The 23987-nt window shown below is 66.8% G+C and carries 21 protein-coding genes; 9 read left to right on the top strand and 12 right to left on the bottom strand.

Annotated elements, in window-relative coordinates; all coding sequences use genetic code 11:
* The first annotated feature begins 15 nt into the window (after positions 1-15).
* From AC1D3B_RS24220 to AC1D3B_RS24235, 4 genes are read left to right on the top strand one after another with little or no spacing between them, the layout of a single operon-like run.
* A complete protein-coding gene (locus AC1D3B_RS24220; protein WP_478193308.1) occupies positions 16-1656 on the top strand; it encodes an FAD-dependent oxidoreductase in 1641 nt (546 codons plus the stop codon).
* Between the two features lie 15 nt (positions 1657-1671).
* Entirely contained in the window at positions 1672-1890 is a 219-nt protein-coding gene (locus AC1D3B_RS24225) for a DUF2783 domain-containing protein (protein WP_478193222.1), read from the top strand.
* Positions 1887-2846 carry an MBL fold metallo-hydrolase gene (locus AC1D3B_RS24230; RefSeq protein ID WP_478193223.1) on the top strand — a complete coding sequence of 320 codons (960 nt, stop codon included), beginning with the start codon at positions 1887-1889 and terminating at the stop codon, positions 2844-2846. Before AC1D3B_RS24225 ends, AC1D3B_RS24230 begins: the two co-directional genes overlap by 4 nt.
* A gap of 32 nt (positions 2847-2878) precedes the next feature.
* A complete protein-coding gene (locus AC1D3B_RS24235; RefSeq protein ID WP_478193224.1) occupies positions 2879-3850 on the top strand; it encodes a Bug family tripartite tricarboxylate transporter substrate binding protein in 972 nt (323 codons plus the stop codon).
* Here AC1D3B_RS24235 and AC1D3B_RS24240 read toward each other — a convergent pair whose 3' ends face one another.
* The 5 genes from AC1D3B_RS24240 to def are packed head-to-tail and all read right to left on the bottom strand — an operon-like array spanning position 3851 to position 6911.
* Positions 3851-4195, bottom strand: coding sequence for an AzlD domain-containing protein (locus AC1D3B_RS24240; RefSeq protein ID WP_478193225.1), 345 nt, complete (start codon positions 4193-4195; stop codon positions 3851-3853).
* Entirely contained in the window at positions 4192-4932 is a 741-nt protein-coding gene (locus tag AC1D3B_RS24245) for an AzlC family ABC transporter permease (RefSeq protein ID WP_478193226.1), read from the bottom strand. Before AC1D3B_RS24245 ends, AC1D3B_RS24240 begins: the two co-directional genes overlap by 4 nt.
* Complete coding sequence (gene fmt / locus AC1D3B_RS24250; RefSeq protein WP_478193227.1) at positions 4932-5882, bottom strand: methionyl-tRNA formyltransferase; 951 nt, start codon at positions 5880-5882, stop codon at positions 4932-4934. Before fmt ends, AC1D3B_RS24245 begins: the two co-directional genes overlap by 1 nt.
* A gap of 7 nt (positions 5883-5889) precedes the next feature.
* Positions 5890-6378, bottom strand: a complete 489-nt coding sequence (locus tag AC1D3B_RS24255; RefSeq protein WP_478193228.1) for a hypothetical protein — start codon at positions 6376-6378, stop codon at positions 5890-5892.
* Positions 6378-6911: a peptide deformylase gene (def, locus tag AC1D3B_RS24260; protein ID WP_478193229.1), complete on the bottom strand. Its 534-nt coding sequence runs from the start codon at positions 6909-6911 to the stop codon at positions 6378-6380. Before def ends, AC1D3B_RS24255 begins: the two co-directional genes overlap by 1 nt.
* A 163-nt stretch (positions 6912-7074) precedes the next feature.
* On the opposite strand from def, the gene AC1D3B_RS24265 reads away from it, so the two are divergent.
* From AC1D3B_RS24265 to AC1D3B_RS24275, 3 genes are all read left to right on the top strand, one after another.
* Positions 7075-8298, top strand: coding sequence for a LysM peptidoglycan-binding domain-containing protein (locus tag AC1D3B_RS24265; protein ID WP_478193230.1), 1224 nt, complete (start codon positions 7075-7077; stop codon positions 8296-8298).
* An 18-nt stretch (positions 8299-8316) separates the two neighbouring features.
* Positions 8317-9456, top strand: a complete 1140-nt coding sequence (gene dprA / locus AC1D3B_RS24270; RefSeq protein ID WP_478193231.1) for a DNA-processing protein DprA — start codon at positions 8317-8319, stop codon at positions 9454-9456.
* 81 nt (positions 9457-9537) lie between these two features.
* The gene (locus AC1D3B_RS24275) at positions 9538-10053 is read left to right on the top strand and encodes a Smg family protein (RefSeq protein ID WP_478193309.1); all 516 of its coding nucleotides are present in this window, start codon (positions 9538-9540) and stop codon (positions 10051-10053) included.
* 225 nt (positions 10054-10278) lie between these two features.
* Here AC1D3B_RS24275 and AC1D3B_RS24280 read toward each other — a convergent pair whose 3' ends face one another.
* The 5 genes from AC1D3B_RS24280 to AC1D3B_RS24300 form a co-directional block, all read right to left on the bottom strand.
* Positions 10279-12711, bottom strand: coding sequence for a DUF1631 family protein (locus AC1D3B_RS24280; RefSeq protein WP_478193232.1), 2433 nt, complete (start codon positions 12709-12711; stop codon positions 10279-10281).
* 146 nt (positions 12712-12857) lie between these two features.
* Entirely contained in the window at positions 12858-13811 is a 954-nt protein-coding gene (secF, locus tag AC1D3B_RS24285) for a protein translocase subunit SecF (protein ID WP_478193233.1), read from the bottom strand.
* A gap of 12 nt (positions 13812-13823) precedes the next feature.
* Positions 13824-15701 (bottom strand): protein translocase subunit SecD, encoded by a 1878-nt coding sequence (secD, locus tag AC1D3B_RS24290; protein ID WP_478193234.1) that lies wholly within the window; start codon positions 15699-15701, stop codon positions 13824-13826.
* 182 nt (positions 15702-15883) lie between these two features.
* Positions 15884-16216: a preprotein translocase subunit YajC gene (gene yajC / locus AC1D3B_RS24295; protein ID WP_478193235.1), complete on the bottom strand. Its 333-nt coding sequence runs from the start codon at positions 16214-16216 to the stop codon at positions 15884-15886.
* 205 nt (positions 16217-16421) lie between these two features.
* Positions 16422-20039: an indolepyruvate ferredoxin oxidoreductase family protein gene (locus AC1D3B_RS24300; RefSeq protein WP_478193236.1), complete on the bottom strand. Its 3618-nt coding sequence runs from the start codon at positions 20037-20039 to the stop codon at positions 16422-16424.
* A 172-nt stretch (positions 20040-20211) separates the two neighbouring features.
* Here AC1D3B_RS24300 and AC1D3B_RS24305 point away from each other — a divergent pair, with 172 nt between their 5' ends.
* On the top strand, positions 20212-20706 hold the full coding sequence (locus AC1D3B_RS24305) for an Lrp/AsnC family transcriptional regulator (RefSeq protein ID WP_478193237.1): 495 nt from the start codon (positions 20212-20214) through the stop codon (positions 20704-20706).
* 6 nt (positions 20707-20712) lie between these two features.
* A complete protein-coding gene (locus AC1D3B_RS24310) occupies positions 20713-22338 on the top strand; it encodes an MFS transporter (protein ID WP_478193238.1) in 1626 nt (541 codons plus the stop codon).
* Between the two features lies 1 nt (position 22339).
* On the opposite strand, the gene AC1D3B_RS24315 is transcribed toward AC1D3B_RS24310, so the two are convergent.
* Together AC1D3B_RS24315 and AC1D3B_RS24320 are read right to left on the bottom strand one after the other, a co-directional pair.
* Positions 22340-23590, bottom strand: coding sequence for an NAD(P)/FAD-dependent oxidoreductase (locus AC1D3B_RS24315; RefSeq protein WP_478193239.1), 1251 nt, complete (start codon positions 23588-23590; stop codon positions 22340-22342).
* Entirely contained in the window at positions 23574-23957 is a 384-nt protein-coding gene (locus AC1D3B_RS24320; protein WP_478193240.1) for a VOC family protein, read from the bottom strand. The genes AC1D3B_RS24315 and AC1D3B_RS24320 overlap by 17 nt, the downstream gene beginning before the upstream one ends.
* Between the last annotated feature and the right edge of the window lie 30 nt (positions 23958-23987).

Here is a 23987-nt window from a genome sequence, read left to right on the forward strand (position 1 = left end):
ACGCCCGACATTCCGATGGAAACCTACGCCTTCGCCCCCGAATACGAACTGCCGCACTGGCCCTTCGTGCCGCCGCCCGAGCTGGACCGCGAAACCATCACCCGCCATCCGATCGTGATCGTCGGCGCCGGCCCGGCCGGACTGACATTGGCCTGCGACCTCGCACGCCGCGGCGTGCGCGCCGTGCTGCTGGACGAGGACGACACGGTCGGCGTGCGCGGTGCCTCGTCGCGCGGCATCTGCTACGCGCAGAAGAGCCTGGAGATCTTCGCGCGTCTCGGCGTCTACGAGCGCATCGCCGGGAAAGGTATCACCTGGTCCTTCGGCCGCACCTTCTCCGGCGAGCAGGAGGTCTACAACTTCAACCTGAAGACCGACAGCGTCTCGGTGCAGCCGCCCTTCATCAACCTGCAGCAGTTCTACGTCGAGTGGTTCCTGGTCGACCGCATTCTCGAACTCGGCCTGACCGACCTGCGATGGAAGAACCGCGTGACGCAAGCGACGCCGCTCGCCGACGGCGTCCGGGTGCAGGTCGAAACCCCGGCCGGCAACTACACGATCGAGGCGGATCACCTGATCGACGCGACCGGCGCCAACAGCCCGATCCGCACCCAGCTCGGCATCGATGCGCATCCGTCGCGCAGCACCGACCGCTGGTGCATCAGCGACGTGCGCTTCAAGAAGCCGCTGCCGACCGAACGCTGGACCTGGGTCGACGCAAGTTTCAACGAAGGCCGCGCCGTCTGGCAGCACCTGATGGGCGACGGCGTCTGGCGCATCGACTACCAGATGCCCGAGAACTGCGACACGGCCCACATCAGCAAGCCGGAAGTGGCCGGCGCGCGCTTGCGGGAGCAGCTCGGACCGGGCGTGGAGTTCGAGTTCGTCTGGATCGGGCCCTATGGCTATCGCGATCACCTGCTCGACAACTTCCGGCATGGCCGCATCCTCTTCATCGGCGATTCGGCGCATGTCGTGAGCCCCTTCGGCGCGCGAGGCGGCAACAGTGGCATCCAGGACGCGGCCAATCTCGGCTGGAAGCTGGCACTGGTCGCGCAGGGGCAGGCGGATGACGCACTGCTCGACACCTACGATGCCGAGCGGCGCCCGGCTGCGGCGGAGAACCTCCGCGTCACCAGCCGGTCGGCGCGATTCCTCGCGCCGCGATCGCCGGCCGAGCACACCCTGCGACGTGCGGTGGTCGCGCTTGCATCGCGTCATGCTTTCGCTCGGGCGCTCGTGAACACGGGTCGCATGTCGGTCGCCAACGAGTATCCCGTCGCACCCCATCTGCCCGAAGGCGCGCGGACGGTGCAGAACCTCCCGCTGCGGCGCATGGACGGAACGCAGGCCACGCTGATGGACCTGCTGGCCGACGGCACACAATGCCTCGGCCTCTGGTTCGCACCGACTCGCGCGCAAGCTGCAGTTGCGGCCGACACCGCTGCGTCATTACCGCTTCGCCTCGTGGCCGTAGGCGGCGACAGCCACCTGCCCACGCTGCAGCCCGACGATGCGCTGGCGCGCCAACTCGGCAATCCGGCGGCCGGCAGCCTGTGCCTCGTGCGCCCTGACGCCTATCGCGCCGCGGTGCTGAGCCATCCGACGCCCGCATCGATTTCGGCCGCGGTTCATACCGCGCTGGCCCATCGCTGAGAAAGACAGAACGCCATGATCACCGAGCCCCACATCCCCGATCCCGACGGCTTCTATGCGGCCTGGGTCGGCGCCATCGAAGGACTGACCGAATCCCAAAGCGGCGACTTCAATGCCCGTCTCGTGCTCCTGCTTGCCAACCAGTGCGGCGACCAGTCCGTGCTGCTGGACTGCATCGCCGCGGCGCGCGAGAGCGGCGAGTCCACCCATCCCGTCACACAAAGCCCCGCATGAACGCAACCGTCTCCTTCGCCTCCGCCTCCGACACCCGCGAGCAGAAGCCGCAAGTCCGCGAGCTCGCACCCAACGTGTACGGCTACATCAGCGACTTCGATCCCAACTGCGGCTTCATCGTCGGCGACGAGCACGTCGTGTTGATCGACACCCGGCCCACGCCGCGCATGGCGCGCGACTTCCTGGCCGACATCCGCGCCGTTACCGACAAGCCGATCAAGTTCATTGTTCTGACGCACTATCACGCGGTGCGCGTGATGGGCGCGAGCGCCTTCGACGAAGTGCAGGCCATCATCGCCAGCCAGGGCACGCTGGACTGGGTTCGCGAGCGCGGGCAGGCCGATTTCGATTCGGAAGTCGGTCGCTTTCCGCGTCTCTTCGCCGGCGTCGAGGAGATCCCGGGGCTCACGGTCCCGACCATGGCATTCGAACGCGAGATGAGCTTGTGGCTCGGCACCCGCGAAGTGCGGCTGATGTGCCTCGGCCGTGGCCATTCGGGTGGCGACACCGTCGCGTGGCTGCCTGACTGCGGCGTTCTGTTCTCCGGCGATGTCGTCGAGAACCGCTGCGGGGTCTATGCCGGTGATGCCTATATCCAGGACTGGGCCGGCACGCTCGATGCCGTCGCGGCACTCAGGTCCCAAGTGCTCGTGCCCGGCCGCGGCGCCGTGCTGAAGGGCGAGGCGGCATGCGCCGAAGCGATCGAACTCACGAAGGGCTTTCTGTCCACACTGATTGGCAGCGTGCGCTCAGGCATCGACGCAGGCGACAGCCTCCGCGGTTGCTTCGAGCGCGCCGAGAAGGCCATGAAGCCGCGCTTCGGCGACTGGCCCGTTTTCCAGCACGTACTGCCCTTCGACGTGTCGCGCGCCTATGACGAACTGCGCGGCATCGAGCACCCCGTCGTGTGGACGGCGGACCGCGACCGCGCGCTGTGGCAGACCCTGCGCGGCTGATTCCAGATTTCCTTCAACCCCGGAGACAAACGATGAAACGATTCCTGCAACTGCTCGCCGCCGGCCTGACGCTCGCGGCGGCCAGCCATGCGCCCGCGCAGACCGCGTATCCCAGCCAGCCCGTGCGCTGGATCGTCCCCTACGTGGCAGGCGGCGGAACCGACAACCTCGCGCGTGCGCTCGCCGATGCGATGCAGCCATCGCTCGGCCAGCCGATCGTCATCGACAACCGTCCGGGCGCGTCGACCAACATCGGCGTCTCGGTGCTGATGCAGGCCAAGCCCGACGGCTACACGATCATGCAGGCCGAGAACGCGGCGCTGCTGTTCAACGAGCACATGTTCGCCAAGCTCCCGTACAAGCCCGCCACCGACTTCACCTACATCGGCACCATCGGCCGCTTCCCCGTCGCGCTGGTGGTCCATCCCGACTTCCCGGCCAAGACGGTCGCGGAATTCGTGAGCTACGTGAAGGCCCATCCCGACAGCGTGAGCTACGCCTCGCCCGGCAACGGCTCGCCGCACCACATGGCGATGGAACTCTTCAAGCAGAAGGCAGGCATCAGCATCCAGCACGTGCCGTACAAGGGCGCTGCGCCCGCGATGACCGACATCATGGGCGGGCAGGTGCCGACCATGATGCTGGACCTCGCATCCGGACTGCCGATCATCAAGTCGGGCAAGGTGCGGGTGCTGGCGATCGCCCTGCCGCAGCGGGCGAGCGCGCTGCCCGATGTGCCGACCTTTGCGGAGCTGGGCTACAAGGACGTCAACGCCTATGCCTTCCACGGGCTCATCGGCCCGGCCGGCATGCCGCCGGAAGCCGTGAACCGCATCAATAGCGAATTGAAGAAGGCGATGCAGGCGCCGAAGGTGGTGAAGCTGTTCTCGGAATTCGGCTTCGAGGCGCTCCCGGGAACGCCGCAGGATTTCTACAAGCTGTCGAGGGCGGAAAGCGAGCGCTGGGGGCAGATCATCAAGACGGCGGGGGTGCAGCTGGACTGACTACCAGCCCAGCCCCAGGTGCAGTGGGAGGTAGATCGCCATCCCCGCCAGCATCGTCCCCAGCACGCCACGCCGCCAGAAGAAGTACGCCGCGCCGGCCGCAGCCCCGTAGAGCCGCGCATCCTTCAAGGTCGAAATCAGATGGCCCTGCGTCATGACGATCTCGGGAATGATCACCGCCGCCAGCGCGGCGACCGGCGCGTAGTGCAATGCGCGGTGCGCCCACTCCGGCAGGCCCCAGGGCCGGTCGAGAATGAAGAAGAAGCAACGCGTGAGCACGGTGACGCCGGCCAGGCCGATGATCACGGCCAGGGTCCACAGATCGGTTTCGCCGCCGTGGATCATTTGTCGTCCTCTGCATCGGGATCGAGCCCGAACTGCTTCTCGAGCCAGAAGCACAGCAGCACGGCAACGCCGATGCCCGTCACGATGTTCAGCTTGAGCGGCAATGCGTACGCTGCCACGGCCGTGACCCCGGCGATCAGGGCCGCCAGCAGGCGCAGTCGCGTGGTCGCCATGGAGCAGACGATCGCGACAAGGCTCAGCACGCCGGCAAAGCCCAGCCCCCAGCTCTGCGGGATCATGTTCGCGAGCACGATGCCGAGCAGGCTCATGCCCATCCACGCGCACCACGTCACGAAGTAGTTGCCCGTGAGGTAGGCCTCCTGCGACTGCTTCTCGGCCTCCGTCACGGGCGGCTGCGGATACTTCCGCGTGAAGAGCGCATAGCTCATGTCGGCCGTGAGGTAGCCGTGTGTCATGCGCCGCCAGCGCGGCATGTGCATGAGGTAGGGGCGCAGGTGCAGGCTGAAGACGACGAAGCGCAAGTTGACGCAGAAGCCCGTCGCCAGCACGACCCAGGCCGGCGCGCCCGCGATCAGCAGCGGAATGGCCGCGAGCTGGGAACTGCCGGCGTAGACCAGCAAGGTCATCGCGATGGACTCGAAGACGCTCATTCCCGCCTTGAGCATGGCCACCCCGGTCATCAGGCCCCAGGCGCCGATGCCCACTGCGGCGGAAGACATGTCGCGCACGCCCTGGCCGAACTCCGGCTGGCGACGGATCGAAGGGGAAAGGAACATCAGCCGAAGACCTGGCCGGGCTTCACGTCGAAGCCGCGCAGGAAGTCGGCCACCGGCAGGCGTTTGCCGCCGGCGCGTTGCAGTTCAGTCAGAGTAACCAGGGAGCCCTTTGCGGCCACGGTGATGCCTGAAGGCGTCACCGCGAGCACCGTGCCGGGCACTTCGACCGGCGCGCCTGCCTGGGCCTCTGCGGCCCAGAGCTTCACGGTCTCGCCATCGAGCGCGCTACTGGCGCCGGGGAACGGGTCGAAGGCGCGGACGCGGCGCACGATCGTCGCGGCGTCCAGCGTCCAATCCACCTGCGCCTCGGCTTTCTCGACCTTGTGGGCGTAGGTCACGCCCTCGGAGGGCTGGGGTTCCGCGTGCAGCGTCCCGGCTTCGGCCTGACGCAGCGCGTCGACGATCATCCGCCCGCCCAGCGCGGCCAGCCGGTCGTGCAGGCGCGCCGTGGTGTCGTCGCCGATCGTCAGCGACTCGCGCAACAGCATGTCGCCGGTGTCGAGGCCGGCATCCATCTGCATGATGGTCACGCCGGTGTCGGCGTCGCCTGCTTCGATCGCGCGGTGAATGGGCGCCGCGCCCCGCCAGCGCGGCAGGAGGCTCGCGTGGATGTTGAGGCAGCCGAGGCGCGGTGCGTCGAGCACCCATTGGGGAAGAATCAGGCCGTAAGCGGCGACGACCATCACGTCGGCCTTCGCGTCAGCAATGGCGGTGCGCGCGGCGGCGGCGTCTTCGGGGTACTTGCCGTCGAGCCGAAGGCTGCGCGGCTGGGCGACGGGCCAGTTGCGGCCCACCGCGAATTGCTTGACGGGAGAGGCCTGGAGCTTCATTCCGCGGCCGGCGGGCCGGTCGGGCTGGGTCAGTACCCGCACGATGTCGAAGCCTGCGCCGGCGATCGCTTCAAGCGCAACGCGGGCGAACTCGGGCGTGCCCGCAAAAACCAACCTCATGTGCCGCTCACCGACCCGTTTCAGTATCGCGAAACAGTTCGTCCGCGGTGTGATAGTGGTCGACGAACCCTGTTGGATCGATATAGATATAGAGCAGTCGCCGATTGTTGAGCGACTTGAAGTGCCAGGCCCAGACTTCGCCGTCGAAGGAAGTCACCCGCGAGATCTCGAAGGGGCGACCGTAGGTGCGCAGCACATCCTCGGTGCGCCACTCGCCGGGCTTGATGGTGCTGTCGAACAGGCCTTCGAAGAGTTCCTGCCGGATGGAGAAGACTTTTCCACTCGCGTCGATGTCGATGTTGGTCACCGCGTAGCCCGAGGGCGCCCGCGAATATTGGAAACGCTCGCCGCCGCCGGGCAGCGGATAGGTGCTGGTCGGCTTGCCCAGTCGGTCCAGAGTCGTCGCTCGGTCGGTGCCCAGTGGCAGCCGGGTTGGTTCGCTGACACAGCCCGCCAGGACCGCCGCCAACACCAGTAGCCCCAGGGATCTGAACATCAACGTCTTCCTTCTCGTTGTTCGAGTTTCTGGTCTTCGCGCTGCTGCTTGAGCAGCTTGCTCTTGATGCGATTGCGCTTGAGCGGAGAAAGATATTCGACGAACACCTTGCCGAGCAAGTGGTCCAGCTCGTGCTGGATGCAGACGGCCAGCAGCCCTTCGGCCTCGATGGTCCGTGGCTCGCCGTCGAGATCGAGTGCGGTCACGCGGACCGCCGTCGAGCGCTCGACGCCGTCATAGATGCCGGGCACGGAGAGGCAGCCCTCTTCGTTGAGAACCTTTTCATCACTGGCCCAGACGATCTCGGGATTGATGAGGACGATCGGCGTGTCACGGTCCTCGGAGACATCGATGACGACCAGCCGTTCATGCACGTCGACCTGCGTCGCCGCGAGACCGATGCCGTTGGCGTCGTACATGGTCTCCAGCATGTCGGCGACCAATGTCTTGATGCGAGCATCCACACCCTGGACTGGCTTCGCGACCGTATGCAGTCGCGCGTCGGGGTAACTCAAAATGGTTCGTTTGGCCATGAAAGCGAGGAAAAGTTGTCGCTATTTTCGCCATTTCCACGACGCGCCGAGGCGCTCCGAGGTCATATACGTTGCCCAATCAAGGGCTTCAGCGCAAAATTCGTAGCAAATTGTGAGGATTCGTACAAGCTGCCCGGCGCAGCGCGTGCCACCACCATAAACCATGAACAAACTCCGTATCAACAAAGGTCTGCGTCCGAGCTTCTTCGCTACGCTGACGGCGATCACCGTGGCGAGCATGGGTGGCACGGCGGCTTTCGCGCAGAACTATCCCGTCACGCCGCAGCAGCGGGCCACGGCTCAGCAGACGGCGCAGGCGGGCATTCCGGTGAGCGAACTCGCACCGAATGCGCCGGACGAATACACGGTGAAGCCTGGCGACACGCTCTGGGCCATTTCACGGCTCTATCTGCGCAGCCCGTGGCGCTGGCCGGAGTTGTGGGGCATGAACATCAGCGAGATCTCGAACCCGCACCGGATCTATCCGGGCCAGGTGCTCTATCTCGACAAGACCGGCGGCCGCGCCCGCCTGAGCACGCGCCGCGGTTCCGGCGGGCCCGAAGGCACGGTCAAGCTGTCGCCGCGCACGCGCTACGAATCGCTGTCGGGCATGGCGCTGCCGACGCTCAATCCGAGCCTGATCGAGCCCTTCCTGAGCGAGCCGATCATCATCGACGACAACACGCTCGCGAGCGCGCCGCACATCGTGGCCGGCAACGACAGCCGCGTGCTCCTGGCCCGCGGCGACCGTGCGTATGCGCTGGGCGATACCAATTCGCCACTGATGGAGGCGGCCGGCCCGATCCAGACCTTCCGCATCTTCCGCAACGCGACGCCGCTGACCGACCCGGCGACGGGCGAACTCCTTGGCTACGAGGCCGCGTACCTCGGCCGGGCCCAACTCAAGCGCAGCCAGTCGGTCGAAGGGCAGTTGGTCGAAGGCAAGGAAGTGGTGAACGTCGTCCCGGCGACCATCGACATCATTGCGGCACGCGAGGAAATGCGCGCCGGCGACCGCCTGCTGCCGGAACCCCAACGCCAGCTGATGAGCTACGCGCCGCGCGCGCCTGAACAGGTGATCAACGGCCGCATCGTCTCGGTGTACGGTAATGCCGTGCAGTTCGTGACGCAGAACCAGATCGTCGTGATCAACAAGGGCACGCGCGACGGCATTGAGGCCGGTCATGTGCTGGCCATCCTCAAGAACGGCGAAACCATCGTCGACCGTGCGTCCAACCCGAACTACGACGGCAAGCAAGTCGTGAAGCTGCCGAACGAGCGCATCGGCCTGCTGATGGTGTTCCGCCCGTTCGAGAAGGCCTCCTACGCACTGGTGCTCGAGATCAGCGATGCGCCGAAGCCCGGCGACTTGCTGGTCAACCCCTGATGGCCGCTTCGCTTTCGCGTGGAGCATGAAGAACTCGCAGGCTGGCTGCGCCTTTCGCTGACGCCGGGCATCGGCAACGCCGCCGGCCGCAAGCTGCTCGCCGCCTTCGGCCTGCCCGCCGACGTTTTCCGCCAGACGCCCGACGCACTCCAGCAGGTCGCGACGGAGGCGCAGGTGCAGGCGTTGCTCCGGGAGCCGCCGGAACTGCCGGCGCTGGTCGCCAACACGCTCGACTGGCTGCAGCGCACCGACAGCCAGGGCGCGACTCGGCGCATCCTGACCCTGGGGGATGCCGGCTATCCGGCGTCGTTGCTCGAGACGGCGGATCCGCCGCTGATGCTCTACCTGCTCGGTGCGCGCGAATTCGATCTCACGCAACTCGGTCGCAGCATCGCCATGGTCGGCAGCCGCAATCCCACATCGCAGGGTACGGAGAGCGCGCGGGCGTTTGCGCGAGCCTTCGGCGAAGCGGGAATCACGGTGGTGTCGGGCCTGGCGCTCGGCATCGACGGTGCTGCCCATGAGGGCGCATTGGAAGCAGCCCAAGGCAGCCACCGGCTTGCGACGGTGGCGGTGGTAGGCACCGGGCTGGACCGGGTCTATCCGGCCCGGCACCGGGACCTGGCGCATCGAATCGCGGCCCAGGGATTGATCGTCAGCGAGTACGCGCTGGGCACGCCGCCACTCAACCAGAATTTCCCGAAGCGCAATCGCATCATCGCGGGGCTCACCGGCGGCACGCTGGTCGTGGAAGCCGCACTCAAATCCGGTTCGCTCATCACTGCGAGGCTCGCCGTCGAGCAAGGCCGGGAGGTCTTCGCGATTCCGGGCTCGATCCATTCGCCTCAATCACGTGGCTGCCACGCATTGATTCGTCAGGGGGCGAAACTGGTCGAGTCGGTCCAGGACGTCCTCGAAGAGCTCCGCTTCGACAACGTGTCGCCCCGCGTCGGCGGCGCAGCCGGCCCGCAGAGCGACCCGGCGAGCGAATCCCCGTTGCTGCGCGAACTTGGCTTCGATCCGGTGAGCCTCGACGTGCTCTGCGCACGCACCGGTTACAGCGCAGCCGACCTGCAGGTGCAACTGCTCGAGCTCGAACTTGCCGGCAGCGTCGCGCGCTTGCCGGGCGGATTGTTCCAGCGCGTCGCGCTCGGCTGACCATCGGGCCCTACGCGCGGCGTCGTGTTCGCGCAACTCGCAATGCGCGACGCGACGCGCCGGGTGGGCTATATTGGCTCCATGTTCGAAGTGCTCGTGTTTGTCTACGAAAACTACTGGCGCGGCGATGCGTGTCCCCAACCCGAACAACTGGGCCGCAAGCTCAGCGCGCAGGGCTTCGACGCGGAGGAAATCCGCGACGCGTTGCACTGGCTCGACGGCCTGAGCCTCGCGACTCAGGGCGTGCAGCTCAGCCGGCACGCCGACGGCGTCTCCGCAACCGTGAGCGTTCGCAGCGCGGACACCGAAGTGATCCCGCAGTCACCCGGCTCGATGCGCGTCTATTCGGGCGCCGAGCAGGAGCACATCGGCGCAGAGTGCCTCGGCTTCGTCAGCTTTCTCGAGTCCTCCGGCGTCCTGCCTGCCGGCATGCGTGAAATCGTGATCGAGCGCGCGATGGCAACGCCGGGCGATCCGCTGGCGCTCGACGAACTCAAGATCATCGTGTTGATGGTGCATTGGAGCACCGGCGTCGAGCCCGACGCGCTGGTGCTGGACGAACTCTGCGACGACTCCGCCGCCCGAGTAGCGCACTAGTTGCTCGCCCCCAGGCTGCGCGCACTTCGTGTCGCTTCGCCTACCCCCTGACCGGGGGCAACACCGGCGGCCCGGCGGAGCCGGTCCCGCGGTGTTACTGAACTCGCCCCCAGGCTGCGCGCACTTCGTGTCGCTTCGCCTACCCCCTACCGGGGGCAACACCGGCGGCCCGGCGGAGCCGGTTCCGCGGTGTTTTACCAACGGGCCTGGCTGCGCCGGCCGGGGTCAGTTCAAGAGGCGTTCGGGGTTGGCGTCGAGTTTTGCGAGGGCCTCGCGGGTGGCGCGGACCGTAAGCGTTTCCTCTTCGGCCGGCACTAACAAGCCTGCCTGCAGGTAGGACGCCAGTCTTCCGACCTGGATCAAGAAGCTGCGGCCATCGCTGGACGCGAACAGGTGCAGTTGCTTGCGGTCGCTGCGCCACACGAACTGGACCTGGCTCACCTTGTCGTTGTGGTCGAGCATGAACCAGGTGCCGACCTGCAGTTCGTGCGCCCAGGCGAGCATGTCTTCGCCGACCTTGGTGCCGGTGTCGGGCACGACCTCGATCGACGCGGCATCGACCCCGAGCAGGAGCTCGATGCTGGCGGCGTCGAGCGGCAGGTCGGTCGCGTTTTCGTCGGACACGAAGTCCTCGAGGTTGGCGAGGCGCTTCGCCATGGCCTCGATCTTGGCGGGCGGGATGGCCTCGGTCTTCGACAGGAAGGCGTCCGAGAGCGTCGCGCCGATCGTCTTGATGTGCGCCTCCTGCGGCTCGCCCACGATGCCGAGCAGCGTCATGCCCTGACGGAGGCGCTGGAGCAGCTTGGGCAGGTCCTGGATCACGCGGGTGCGGTCGTTGCGGTTCGGCTTGGCGCTGGCGGCCCAGACGAGATCGGAGGCGGAACGCTTCAGCGTCACCGTCTGCTCGTCCTGGGGGCCGTAGCGCAGGGCCGCAATCGCCAGGACTTCGGCCCAGACCTTGAACAGGAATTCGCGGATCTCCTCGCGCACCGGCATGTCGTTGAGCATCTTGCGCAACTCGATGGTGTACTGGATCGCCATCGTCTCCTTCTGCTCGACCTGCTGCGCCACGCTCATCACCCGCTGGGTGGTGTCGCTTTGCGTGAGGTACTTGTTGAGGAAGACGACGAATTCGTCGAACACCAGCTTGAAGACGCGCTGGCCGGTTTCGGGATACTGCTCGATCACCTGCACGACGCGACGGATCTCGCCTTCGAGCGCGCTGCCCGAGATGGCGGCGGCGTCGAAGCCCATCACGCACGAGCCCATGCGGTCGATCAGCATGCGCGCGGGGTGCTGCAGAGTGCCGAAGAACTCCGGCTCCGCGATGGCCACGCGCAGGACCGGCATCTGGAGCCGCGCGAACCAGACGCGGGCAGAAAAGGGAATGCGCTCTTCGGCCAGGATGGCCTGGAACATCAGCGCCACGATCTCGACGGTCGCCTTGTCCGCGGTCGTCGGCGCCTTCTTCTTGAGTTCGCTGGTGCGGCGGCGCAGTTCGGCCGACGCATTGTGGATCGCGGTCGCTTCGTCGCCGACCACGTAATGCGAAGCGGCGACCTGATAGGCCGCCTCCGCGTCCGCGATGGCCGCCACGAACGCGGGCGAGCCGCCGGCCATAGCGCCGCCACCGCCGCCTCCACCTCCTTCGCCGCCGCCTTCCACCATTTCGCCGGGCGCGGACGAGCGACGCTGGGTGATATCCCCGCCGATGCGCGCGCTCACGAAGCGCTTGAGATTGAGCAGCACGCCCTGCGCGCGTTGCCGTGCCATCAGCAGGGGCGACCCGCCGGAGGCGACCATGGTGTCACCACCCGCATAGGCGGATCCGCCCGCGGCGCCGCGTCCCATGCCGACGCCGATGGCCGCCGGCGCAAAGCTTCCCGCGGGCGCACCGAAACCGCCGCGCATGGCCGGTTGCTGGACGGTCATGCCCATGGCCGAACTGCCGCCGCCTGCATGGCTGCCCGCGAAGCTGCCGCCAAGCGCCGCATTGCCGGAATTGGCAGAGCCTGTGCGCCGGACGAAGCTCTTCAGGTCGATCTCGGGCATCACGTCCTTGGCGACCAGGAAGGCGTTGGCATCCTTGTAGGCCTTGACGACCGCGTCGACCATGTGAATCTGCACCTGGTCCTGCACCTTGGTCCAGAGGCCGCGGCTCAGGCCGGAGGCCAGCCACTGGTCGACCATCACCTTGGCCAGCGCCTCGGGCTTGAGAATGTCCTTGGCTTCAAGTTCGTGCGTACCCTCGAGATGCTGGATGCGCAACCGCAGGTCGTTGAGTTCGAAATTGGCCTTGTCCTGGATCGACTGGGCCAGCCGCGACGACAGGATGCTCGTTTCCACCACCTCGTCGCCGATCAGTTCGAGGCGAGACAGCGAGTTGGACGGTGTTCCGCCAGCCGTGCTGTTGGCCAGCGCCTTGCGCCACGCGTTCTGCGAAAGCTGCACCCAATTGGCGCCCTGGGCCTGGAAGGCCAGGAAGCCGTCGCGGTTCTCCTGCATGTCCCGGGCATTGCCGGTTTGCGTGGCCAGCGCCACCAGCCTTTCGCCGATCGCAGTCGCGACCGGCGCGATCACCCCTTCGGTGGCGGCGACGAAACGCTCGCGCGTCTCGCGGGAGAGTTGGAGAGAAGAGGCATGGGACCGCGTGGACATGGATGGTCAGGTCGGCAATTAAATCGGGTCGACAAGCACGAGCTTGCATCGGGAAGCGTAACCGCACAAGAGCCGGCAATGCTCGGCAACCCCAACACCGATGCCAAACGCAAGCCCCGGGCCAGCAGGCACGGCGCTCGCCGACCTCATACAGTGGCGCCCGCGTTCGGATCGTCCGGGTCGCCTTCGCGCTTGACCGGTCCCTTGACCAGATCCTCGCGCTTGACGCCCAGCCACATCGCGATCGCGGCCGCCACGAAGGCCGAGGAGTAGATGCCGAACAGGATGCCGATGGTCAGTGCCAGCGCGAAGTAATGCAGGGTCGGTCCGCCGAAGAAGAACATCGACAACACCACGAGCTGGGTCGAGCCGTGCGTGATGATGGTCCGGCTGATGGTCGAAGTGATCGCGTTGTCGATCACTTCGCGCGTGGTCAACTTCCGATAGCGCCGGAAGTTCTCGCGGACCCGGTCGAAGATGACCACGGACTCGTTGACCGAATAGCCCAGCACCGCCAGCACCGCCGCCAGAACCGCCAGCGAGAACTCCCACTGGAAAAAGGCGAAGAAGCCCAGGATGATCACCACGTCGTGCAGGTTGGCCAGCACCGTGGCCAGCGCAAACTTCCATTCGAAGCGGAAGGCCAGGTAGATCATGATGCCGACCACCACCATGCCCAGCGCCTTCAGGCCGTTGGTGGTGAGCTCCTCGCCGACCTGCGGTCCGACGAACTCGTTGCCGCGCAGCGTCGCCGACGGATCGACCGCCTGGAGCGCCGCCATCACCTGCTGGCTCTGCTCTGCCGAGCTCTGGCCCTTCTGCACCGGCAGGCGGATTTGCACGTCGCGCGAGGTGCCGAAGTTCTGCACCTGCACGTCCTGGTAGCCGAGCTTGGCGATGGTCTCGCGCACCTTGCCGACGTCGACCGACTGCTGGTAGGCGACCTCCATGACCGTGCCGCCCGTGAACTCCACCGACAGGTGCAGCCCGCGATGGAACAGGAAGAACACGGCCAGCAGGAAAGTGACGACCGAGATCGCGTTCAGCACCAGCGCGTGGCGCATGAACGGGATCGTCCTGTGGATTCGGAAGAATTCCATTTTTCGGGTCCCTTATTTCGCGTCGATCGCGGTCTGGGTGGACGGCTTCCAGACGGTGCCGATGGACACGGACTTGAGCTTCTTCTTGCTTCCGTACCAGAAGTTCACCAGGCCGCGCGAGAAGAACACCGCCGAGAACATCGAAGTGACGATGCCGATGCAGTGCACCACCGCGAAGCCGCGGATCGGGCCCGAGCCGAAGGCCAGCAGTGCGATGCCGGCGATCAGCGTGGTCACGTTGGAGTCGAGGATCGTGCCCCAGGCGCGGTCGTAGCCGGCATGGATGGCCGCCTGCGGCGACGCCCCGCCGCGGAGTTCTTCGCGGATGCGCTCGTTGATCAGCACGTTGGAGTCGATGGCCACGCCGATCGCGAGCGCCATGGCCGCGATGCCGGGCAGCGTAAGGGTGGCCTGCAGCATCGACAGGATCGCCACCAGCAGCAGCAGGTTGACCGCCAGCGCGATCGACGAGAAAAGGCCGAACAGCGCGTAGTAGACGCACATGAACACCATGATTGCGGCGAAGCCGTACATCACGCTGTCGAAGCCCTTCTTGATGTTGTCGGCCCCGAGGCTCGGGCCGATGGTGCGTTCCTGGATGATCTCCATCGGCGCGGCCAGCGAGCCGGCGCGCAGCAGCAGCGCGAGGTCGTTGGCCTCGACGACGCTCATCGAACCCGAGATCTGGAATCGGTTGCCCAGTTCGCCGTTGATCGAGGGAGCGGTGAGCACCTCGCCCTTGCCCTTCTCGAAGATCAGCATCGCCATGCGCTTGTGCATGTTCTCGCGGCTGACGTCTCGCATGATGCGCCCGCCCTTGGAGTCCATGGTCAGGTCGACCTTGGGCTGCTGGGTCTGCGAATCGAAGCCGGGCTGCGCATCGGTGAGGTTCTCGCCCGTTACCAGCACTTGCTTCTTGACGATCACGGGGCGGCCCTGCCGGTCGAGGAATTTCTCGGAACCGAATGGCACCGGGCCCGCACCCTGTTCAGCGGCACGCGCCTCGGCGCTTTCGTCGACGAGGCGCATCTCGAGCGTCGCGGTACGGCCGAGGATGTCCTTGGCCTTGGCTGTGTCCTGCACGCCGGGCAGCTGCACCACGATGCGGTCCAGGCCCTGCTGCTGGATCACCGGTTCGGCCACGCCGAGTTCGTTGATCCGGTTGTGCAGGGTCGTGATGTTCTGCTTGAGCGCCGCGTCCTGCAGCCGCCGCGCCGCCTCGGGCCGGATCGAGACGGTGAGCTTGTAGTCGCTGCCTTCCTGGCTCTCGACCGCGGAGAGGTCCGCGAACTGGTCCTGGAGCAAGGCCTTGGCGGCCGTCACGCCGGCCGCATCGCGGAAGCGCATCTCGATGGTCTGGCCGTTGCGATTGACCGCGCTGCCGCGGACACCCTTGTCGCGCAGGCCGGTGCGGAGGTCGCTCGCGAAGGATTCGGCCTTCTTGTCGATGGCACCCTTCATGTCGACCTGCAACAGGAAGTCCACGCCGCCGCGCAAGTCGAGGCCCAGGTACATCGGAAACGCGTGGAGCGCCGTCAACCAGGAGGGCGAACGCGACAGCAGGTTGAGCGCCACCACATAGGGCGGGTCGCTCGGATCCGGCACCAGCGCATGCTGCAAGACGTCGCGCGCCTTGAGTTGATCGTCGGTGTTGGTGAAGCGCGCGCGCACCGAAGTGGCGTCGAGGGTCAACAGGTCGGGCGTCAGTTCGGCGGCCTTGAGCGCCTCGGCGACACGGGCTTGCGTGCCTGCGTCGACCTTGACCGTCGACTTGGCCGACGACACCTGCACCGCAGGCGCCTCGCCGAAGAAATTGGGCAGCGCGTAGATCAACCCCACGAGCAGCACGATCACGATGACCGCGTACTTCCAAACCGGATATCGGTTCATATATTGGCTCCCCCCCAGGCTGCGCGCACTGCGTGTCGCTTCGCCAACCCCCTGCCGGGGGCGCTGTCTGTGGCCCGGCGAAGCCGGTTCCACGACAGCTCACGAAAGCAGCGCGCTGCGCGCGGCTGATGGGGGAAAAAATCGCTGTTCATTGAATCGGGCCGGCTGAGCCGGGCCGAGCGTTACTTGATTGCGCCCTTGGGGAGCACTTGGACTACCGCGCTGCGCTGGATTTGGACTTCGACGCCTTTGGCGATTTCGATCGTCAGGTACTGCTCGCCGATCTGGGTGATCTTGCCGAGCACGCCACCGGCGGTCGCGACTTCGTCGCCCTTGGCCAGCGCTTCGATCATCGCCCGGGCTTCCTTCTGGCGCTTCATCTGCGGGCGGATCATCACGAAATACAGCACCACGAACATCAACACCAGCGGCAGCATGCTGCCGAGCGAGGACATCATGTCGCTGCCTCCGGCAGCAGCGGGCGCGGTCTGGGCGTAAGCAGAGGAAATGAACAAGGGAGTCTCCAGCAGAAGGGAAGAAATAAGAGCGCAGGCCTCCAAAACAAGAGGTCCCGCCGGCCCGCAGCGGCGCGAACCCGTCGCGCAGCGCGGTGCCTGGCCGCGCACAGCACCGCGCATTGTATTCGGCGGGGATAGGCCCGCCGGGGGCTATCCCGGCGAGGCAATTGGGGGCTTTGGGCGGAGCGTCGGACGACGAGAATCAGGCCGCTGCGCGCGCGGCTTGCGGACTACGCCACTTGGTCAAAAGCTCATTCCAACGCACGCGAGCGGCAGCAAGGTTGCGCTCCTTGACGTGCCCGTAGCCGCGGATCTGCTCGGGCAGGCTCGCGATTTCCAGGGCCGTCGCGTGGTTGGCGGCGTTGAGGCCAGCCAGCACTTCCTCGATGCTCGCGCGGTATTCGTCGATCAGGGCGCGCTCGGCCTTGCGCTCCTCGGTACGGCCGAAGATGTCCAGCGCCGTGCCGCGCAAGCCCTTGAGCCGGGCGAGCACCTTGAAGCCGGTCAGCATCGCCGGGCCGAACTTCTGCTTCTGCAATTCGCCCTTGGCATTCTTCTTCGCAATGATCGGCGGGGCGAGGTGGTAGTTGACCTTGTAGTCCTTGCCCATCTCCCCTTCGAACATGCCCTCGATCCGTTCGAGGAAGCTGCGGTCGGTGTGCAGCCGCGCGACTTCGTATTCGTCCTTGTACGCCATCAGCTTGAAGAGATAGCGCGCGACGGATTCGGTCAGGCTGGTCTTGCCCAGGGCGGACTCCGCCTTCTGCACCTTGGCGACGAAGGCCTTGTACTGGTCGGCGTAGGCGGCGTTCTGGTAGCCGGTCAGGAATTCCACGCGGCGCGCCACCAGGCCCTCGACCGTCTCGCGCTTCTTGAACTCGATGACCTGGCCCGGCTGGACGCGCTTTTGCAGCTCGCTTGGGCGTTGCGCAGCCTGGCGGCCCCACTCGAAGGCCGCCTTGTTGTTGTCGATCGCCACCGCGTTGAGTTCGATCGCGCGCATCAGCGAAGCATGCTCGAGCGGGATCCACCCTTTCTGCCACGCATAGCCCAGGATCATGGGGTTGACGTAGATCGAGTCGCCCATCAGCGAGGTCGCCGCCGCATCGGCATCGAAGGCCCCGACGGCGTCGGGGCCGACCGCGCGCGCAATTTCGGCCGCGCACGCATCCTGCGGGTTCTGCCAGTTGGCGTTGCGCACGAAGGACGCGGTCGGACTGCTGTGGCTGTTGAGCGCGACGTGCGTGCGGCCTTCGCGCATCCGCGCCATCGTCTCGGCGTTGACGCTGACCAGCGGATCGCAGGCCAGGATCAGGTCGGCCGCCGCCGTGCCCACGCGCGTCGTGCGGATGTCGTCCTGCGTGTCGCCGATCAGCACGTGGCTCCAGGTGGCGCCGCCCTTCTGGGCCAGGCCCGCGGCGTCCTGCGTGACGATGCCCTTGCCTTCGATGTGCGCCGCCATGCCGAGCAACTGGCCGATGGTGATGACGCCCGTGCCGCCGACGCCGGCGACCACGATGCCCCAGACATTGCCGCCCGCGAGCGAGGGCAGCGCCGGCTCGGCGAGCACGCCCAGTTCGGCAGGCGTCGCACCCTTGCCCTTCGACTTCTTCTTGAGCTGGCTGCCTTCGACGGTCACGAAGCTGGGGCAGAAGCCCTTGAGGCAGCTCATGTCCTTGTTGCAGGTGCTCTGGTTGATCGTGCGCTTGCGGCCGAACTCCGTTTCGAGCGGCTCGACCGAGAGGCAGTTGCTCTGCACGCTGCAATCGCCGCAGCCCTCGCACACCAGCTCGTTGATGACCACGCGCTTGGCCGGATCGACCGCCGTTCCCCGCTTGCGCCGGCGGCGCTTCTCGGTGGCACAGGTCTGGTCGTAGATGATGGCCGTGGTGCCCTTGATCTCGCGGAACTCGCGCTGGATCTCGTCAAGTTCATCGCGGTGTCGCACCTTGACGTTCTCGCCGGGGACGTTCACGCCCTCGTACTTCTCCGGCTCGTCGGTGACGACGACGACCTTGACCGCCCCCTCGGCGTGCAGGCTTTCGGCAATCTGCAGCACCGAGTGGCCTTCGGGACGCTCTCCGACCTGCTGGCCGCCGGTCATCGCGACCGCGTCGTTGTAGAGGATCTTGTAGGTGATGTTCACGCCGGCCGCGATGCTCTGGCGGATCGCCAGCAGGCCGCTGTGGAAGTAGGTGCCGTCACCGAGATTGGCGAAGATGTGCTGGTCGGTCGTGAAAGGCTGCTGGCCGACCCACGGCACGCCTTCGCCGCCCATCTGCGTGAAGCCGATGGTGGAGCGGTCCATCCAGGTCGCCATGAAGTGGCAGCCGATGCCGCCCATCGCACGCGAACCTTCGGGCACGACGGTGCTGGTGTTGTGCGGGCAACCCGAGCAGAACCAGGGCTGGCGGCCCGCGTCCGACACGCCGGTGGCCTGCGGCGCCGCCATGGCGCGCTCCTTGGCTTCGAGGATGGCGAGCTGGGTGTCAATGCGCGCCGCCATGTCGGCCCCGGCGGCCGCCAGCAGGCCTGTCTTCTTGAGGCGCTGGGCGATCGCCTTCGCGATCAGCGCCGGGTTCAGATCCGCGTTGGCGCGCAGCAGGGTGTGCGAGGTCGGATTGGGCATCGACCATTCACCGCCCGAGTAGCCCTCGGCCTGATGCACTTCGCCCTCGTCGAACTTGCCGACCACGTTGGGCCGCACGTCGGGGCGCCAGTTGTAGAGCTCTTCCTTGAGCTGGTATTCGATGACCTGGCGCTTTTCCTCGACCACCAGGATTTCCTGCAGGCCGGTGGCGAACTCGCGCGTGAGCTGCGCTTCGAGCGGCCACACCACGGACACCTTGTGCAGGCGGATGCCGAGCTGGCGGCAGGCCGTGTCGTCCAGGCCCAGGTCGATCAGCGCCTGGCGCGTGTCGTTGAAGGCCTTGCCGCTGGCCATGATGCCGAAGCGATCGTTCGGCCCCTCGATCACGTTGTGGTTGAGCCGGTTCGCGCGGATGTAGGCGAGCGCGGCGTACCACTTGTAGTGCATGAGCCGGGCTTCCTGCTCCAGCGCATGGTCGGGCCAGCGGATGTGCAGGCCGCCGGGCGGCATCTGGAAGTCGGTGGGCATGACGATCTCGACGCGCTCGGGGTCGATCATCGCGGTGGCGCTGGATTCCACGATCTCCTGGATCGTCTTCATGCCCGACCAGATGCCGGCGAAGCGGCTCATGGCGAAGGCGTGAATGCCGAGGTCGAGGATTTCCTGCACGTTGGCCGGGAAGAACACCGGCGTGCCGCAGGCCTTGAAGATGTGGTCGCTCTGGTGCGCCGCGGTCGAGCTCTTGGAGATGTGGTCGTCGCCGGCCACCGCGATCACGCCGCCCCAGGGCGTGGTGCCTGCCATGTTGGCGTGCTTGAAGACGTCGGAGCAGCGGTCGACGCCCGGGCCCTTGCCATACCAGATGCCGAAGACGCCGTCGAACTTGTTGGTGCCCGCCGGCGAGAAGCCGAGTTGCTGGGTGCCCCATAGCGCGGTCGCCGCGAGCTCTTCGTTCACGCCCGGCTGGAAGACGATGTTCTGTTCCTTGAGGAACTTGCTGGCCTTCCACAGCGCCTGGTCGTAGCCGCCGAGCGGGGAGCCGCGATAGCCGCTGATGAAGCCCGCCGTGTTCTTGCCCTGCTGCTGGTCGCGCAGGCGCTGCAGCATGGGCAGCTTGACCAGCGCCTGGACGCCGCTCATGAAGGCGCGGCCGTAGTCCAGCGAGTATTTGTCGTCGAGCGTGACCGTTTCCAGGGCCTTGCGGATGTGCTCGGGCAGGGGTGCATTCATCGTGCTGTCTCCAGTGGGCTGAGCCTTGTGGGCTGTGGCTTGCGAGGCCTCCGGGTCGGAGTCCCCTCGGCCATCATGACGCAAAGTGTATGCCTGCTGTCTTGACAGGTGTTTGCGTTCTTTGCCCGCTGGATGGGTTGTTTTGAAAGGATCTTGCTTAAAATCCTCTGAAATGGAAAGCATTGACAAGTTCGACCTCGCCATCCTGCAAGAACTGCAGGCCGACGGGCGCCTGACCAATGCCGAACTTGCGCTGCGCGTGGGCCTGTCGGCCGCGCCTTGCTGGCGCCGCGTCCGGGCGCTCGAGGAAGCCGGCTACATCAAGGGCTATCACGCCGAGATCGACCGCCGCAAGATCGGGCTCGGGGTCCTCGCCTTCGTGCGCGTCGACACCGAGCGCGTCACCGGCGACGTCACGCGCAAGCTCGAAGACGCGATCCGCAAGCTGCCCGAAGTCGTCGCGTGCCACTACATCAGCGGCACCGGCACCTTCGAACTGCAGGTGGTCGCGCAGGACCTCGACAGCTTCTCGCGCTTCGCGCTGCAGCACCTGCTCAACCTGCCGAACGTGAAGGACCTGCACACCAGCTTCTCGCTCGGCGAGGTGAAGGCGAGCCATGCCTTGCCGCTCGAGCATCTGGCCGCGCCGACGACGCGCCGACAATAGGCGTCGATGCCACCGATTTCGCCCCTCGAAACTCCCACTGCTCCGCGCGTGCAGCCGTCGCGCGTAGGGCCCCTCGAACCGCTCAAGCTCCCCGTGTTCCGCATGCTGTGGAGCACTTGGCTCATCGCCAACATCTGCATGTGGATGAACGACGTGGCGGCGGCGTGGATGATGACCTCGCTCACCACCTCGCCGATCTGGGTCGCGCTGGTGCAATCGGCTTCCACGCTGCCGGTTTTCCTGCTGGGGCTGCCGAGCGGCGCATTGGCCGACATCCTCGACCGGCGTCGCTGGCTGGTCGCCACCCAGTTCTGGCTGGCCGGCACCGCGATCGTGCTGTGCGTCGCCGTTGTGATGGACGTGATGAACGCACCGCTGCTGCTGGCGCTGACCTTCGCGAACGGCATCGGCCTGGCGATGCGCTGGCCCGTGTTCTCTGCCATCGTCCCCGAACTGGTGCCGCGCACGCACCTGCCGGCCGCGCTCGGGCTCAACGGCATCGCAATGAACGCCTCGCGCATCATCGGTCCGCTGCTGGCCGGCACGCTGATCGCGAGCGCGGGCACGGTGTGGGTGTTCGGGATCAACGCCGTGATGTGCGTGGCCTCGGGCTTCGTCGTGCTGCACTGGCGGCGCGAGCACACGCCGAATCCGCTGGGCCGCGAGAAACTCATCAGCGCCATGCGCGTCGGCGTGCAGTTCGTGCGCCAGTCGCAGCGCATGCGGGCAGTGCTCACGCGCGTGGCGCTCTTCTTCCTGCATTCCACCGCGCTGCTGGCGCTGCTGCCGCTGCTGGCGCGCAACCTGCGCGGCGGCGGGGCCGGCACCTTCACGCTGCTGCTGGCGGCGATGGGTTCCGGCGCGATCGTGGCGGTGCTGTTCCTGCCGCGGCTGCGCCAGGCGATGACCCGCGACCAACTGGTGTTGCGCGGAACCGTGTTGCAGTCGAGCGCGACCGCGGTGATGGCGGTGGCGCCCAACGCCTGGGTGGCGGTGCCCGCGATGTTCCTCGGCGGCATGGCCTGGATCACGGTCGCCAATTCACTGTCCGTATCGGCCCAATTGGCCTTGCCGGATTGGGTGCGCGCCCGCGGCATGTCGACGTACCAGATGGCGATCATGGGCGCGAGTGCCTTTGGCGCGGCGCTCTGGGGCCAGGTGGCGGAACTCACGTCGCTCTATGTCAGCCTCGGTATCGCCGCGGCGACCGGCACGCTCTGCATGCTGGCCGCGCTGCGCTACGTGACCGACGGCACCGGTGAAGAGGACGACACCAGCCCCGCCCAGCAAGGATGGGCCGCCGGCCCGCCGAAAAGCGCGCCGGGCGAAGAGGGCCGCGTGGTGATCACCGTCGAGTACCTGATCGACCCCGCGCGCGCTGCCGCCTTCCTGATCGTGATGCACCAGACGCGCCGCACGCGGCTGAGCCAGGGCGCGATCGGGTGGGAACTGCTCCACGACATCTCGGAGCCGAGCCGCTACGTCGAGCAGATCGTCGACGAATCATGGACCGAGCATCTGCGGCGCTTCCATCGCGCGACGGCGGCGGACATCGCGCTGCGCGAGCGGCGTCTGGCGTTTCACCAGGGCGAGTCGCTGCCTGTCGTCACCCGGTACATCTCTCACCGGTGAGTCAGGCCGACGGCAAGAGCAGCCGCAGCACGCCCGTGGCCGTCACGAGGGTGCGGGGCGTGTGGGTTTCCTCGATCACGCCGCTCAGGCGCTGCCTGACGCTTTCGCTGTGGCGTGCGCGCCAGATCAGGAGGTCGGCCAGCCATGGATGGTTGTTGATGCGATTGGCCTTCTCGTAGCCATCGAAGCGGGGCTTCAGGCCGTGCAATGCAGCCTCGTAGCTTTCACGCACCCGCGCGTCGCCCAGTTGCCGGTCGCGACCGTCGGCGATGGCTTGCGCCGCGAGCATGCCCGTCTCGAGCGCCTTGCCGATGCCCTCGCCGGTGAAGAGGTAGGTGCTGCCTGCGGCCTCGCCCGCCACCAGCAGGCCCGGCCGCGACCATCGCGCGCCATCGAGCGAACAGCGCAGCGGCGCGCCTTTCAGCCCACCGAGCGGCTCGCCCTGCGCCATCAGATCGCGCGCGGGCGCGTACAGGCGGGCGAAGGTGGCGAACAGCTCGCGCAGATTGACGTCGCGTGCGTCCGCGCGACCGTGGGTGATCCCGACGCCGATGTTGAACACGCCGCCCGCGCACGGAAAGATCCAGCCATAGCCCCGTCGCAGCGCGCGGTGCCACACCACGTCGAGTCCGGTGATCCGCTCTGCCATTGCTTCATTGCGCACGTAGCCCCGAAGCGCCATGCCGCTCGGTGCGCGACGGCTGCACATGCCGGCCGCGATCAATGGAATCGACGCCGCACCGGTGGCGAGCACGGTCCAGCGCGCGCGCAACACGTGCGCCTTGTGGGCGCCGCCGTCCGGCAGCGAGAGGCGCGCGCCGATCACCTGCTGACCTGCATCGAGCAGCGGCGCCTCGAAGCGCGCCGGCGCGAGCCAGCGCACGCCCGCCGCAAGCGCCGCCCGGCGCAGGATCTCGTCGAGTTCGCGACGCGGCAACACCGCCAGATGCGCCGGCACCTCGACCCGGCCGCCGCTCGGTCCGACGCAGGCGACATGCGTTGCACCCCGTGCGCGTGCCAGCACTTCGTCGAGCACGCCGAGCCGCTCCAACGCCCGGTGCGCGTCCGGAATCAGCCCGTCCCCGCAGACCTTGTCGCGCGGGAACACCTGCTGGTCGGCGAGCACCACATCGAATCCCGCGCGCGCCAGCACCTGGGCGCAAGCGCTCCCCGCCGGCCCGGCGCCGATCACGAGCACGTCGCACACGTCCGCCGCCTGCGCCCAAGCCACCGGATCAGCCGCCGCTGCCATAGGGCCGGGTCAGGATCTCGAGGCTGTGGCCATCCGGGTCGTCCCAGTAGACGCCACGCCCGCCGTCGCCATGGTTGATCACGCCCGGCTGGTGGTGACCGGGATCGGCCCAGTAGGGAATCCCGCGTTCGCGGATGCGCCCGAAGATTTCGTCGAACTCGGCTTCGCTCACGAGGAACGCGTAGTGCGCCCAGTCGAACGGTTCATCGACACGCATGAAATCGAGCGTGACGCCGTTGTCGATCTCCACGCCGTGGAATGGGCCGAATCGGACCGGCGCGCCGCGTCCGAGAATCGCGGCCAGTAGCGTTGCCGATGCCTGCGGATCGCGGGCCTTGACGATCGTGTGGTTCAACTGGATGGACATGCTGCTCCTCGACGCGATTCTCGAATATGG

This window comes from Variovorax sp. P5_A3, assembly GCF_056400665.1.

Bases quoted from the DNA above. Each gene is read 5' to 3' on its own strand.
- AC1D3B_RS24255 (WP_478193228.1), bottom strand. From the start codon at position 6,378: ATGTTCAGATCCCTGGGGCTACTGGTGTTGGCGGCGGTCCTGGCGGGC.
- secF (WP_478193233.1), bottom strand. From the start codon at position 13,811: ATGGAATTCTTCCGAATCCACAGGACGATCCCGTTCATGCGCCACGCG.
- AC1D3B_RS24280 (WP_478193232.1), bottom strand. From the start codon at position 12,711: ATGTCCACGCGGTCCCATGCCTCTTCTCTCCAACTCTCCCGCGAGACG.
- secD (WP_478193234.1), bottom strand. From the start codon at position 15,701: ATGAACCGATATCCGGTTTGGAAGTACGCGGTCATCGTGATCGTGCTG.
- AC1D3B_RS24220 (WP_478193308.1), top strand. From the start codon at position 16: ATGGAAACCTACGCCTTCGCCCCCGAATACGAACTGCCGCACTGGCCC.
- AC1D3B_RS24310 (WP_478193238.1), top strand. From the start codon at position 20,713: ATGCCACCGATTTCGCCCCTCGAAACTCCCACTGCTCCGCGCGTGCAG.
- AC1D3B_RS24265 (WP_478193230.1), top strand. From the start codon at position 7,075: ATGAACAAACTCCGTATCAACAAAGGTCTGCGTCCGAGCTTCTTCGCT.
- AC1D3B_RS24230 (WP_478193223.1), top strand. From the start codon at position 1,887: ATGAACGCAACCGTCTCCTTCGCCTCCGCCTCCGACACCCGCGAGCAG.
- AC1D3B_RS24245 (WP_478193226.1), bottom strand. From the start codon at position 4,932: ATGTTCCTTTCCCCTTCGATCCGTCGCCAGCCGGAGTTCGGCCAGGGC.
- AC1D3B_RS24305 (WP_478193237.1), top strand. From the start codon at position 20,212: ATGGAAAGCATTGACAAGTTCGACCTCGCCATCCTGCAAGAACTGCAG.
- AC1D3B_RS24225 (WP_478193222.1), top strand. From the start codon at position 1,672: ATGATCACCGAGCCCCACATCCCCGATCCCGACGGCTTCTATGCGGCC.
- AC1D3B_RS24275 (WP_478193309.1), top strand. From the start codon at position 9,538: ATGTTCGAAGTGCTCGTGTTTGTCTACGAAAACTACTGGCGCGGCGAT.
- AC1D3B_RS24240 (WP_478193225.1), bottom strand. From the start codon at position 4,195: ATGATCCACGGCGGCGAAACCGATCTGTGGACCCTGGCCGTGATCATC.
- AC1D3B_RS24235 (WP_478193224.1), top strand. From the start codon at position 2,879: ATGAAACGATTCCTGCAACTGCTCGCCGCCGGCCTGACGCTCGCGGCG.
- def (WP_478193229.1), bottom strand. From the start codon at position 6,911: ATGGCCAAACGAACCATTTTGAGTTACCCCGACGCGCGACTGCATACG.
- AC1D3B_RS24320 (WP_478193240.1), bottom strand. From the start codon at position 23,957: ATGTCCATCCAGTTGAACCACACGATCGTCAAGGCCCGCGATCCGCAG.
- AC1D3B_RS24300 (WP_478193236.1), bottom strand. From the start codon at position 20,039: ATGAATGCACCCCTGCCCGAGCACATCCGCAAGGCCCTGGAAACGGTC.
- AC1D3B_RS24315 (WP_478193239.1), bottom strand. From the start codon at position 23,590: ATGGCAGCGGCGGCTGATCCGGTGGCTTGGGCGCAGGCGGCGGACGTG.
- fmt (WP_478193227.1), bottom strand. From the start codon at position 5,882: ATGAGGTTGGTTTTTGCGGGCACGCCCGAGTTCGCCCGCGTTGCGCTT.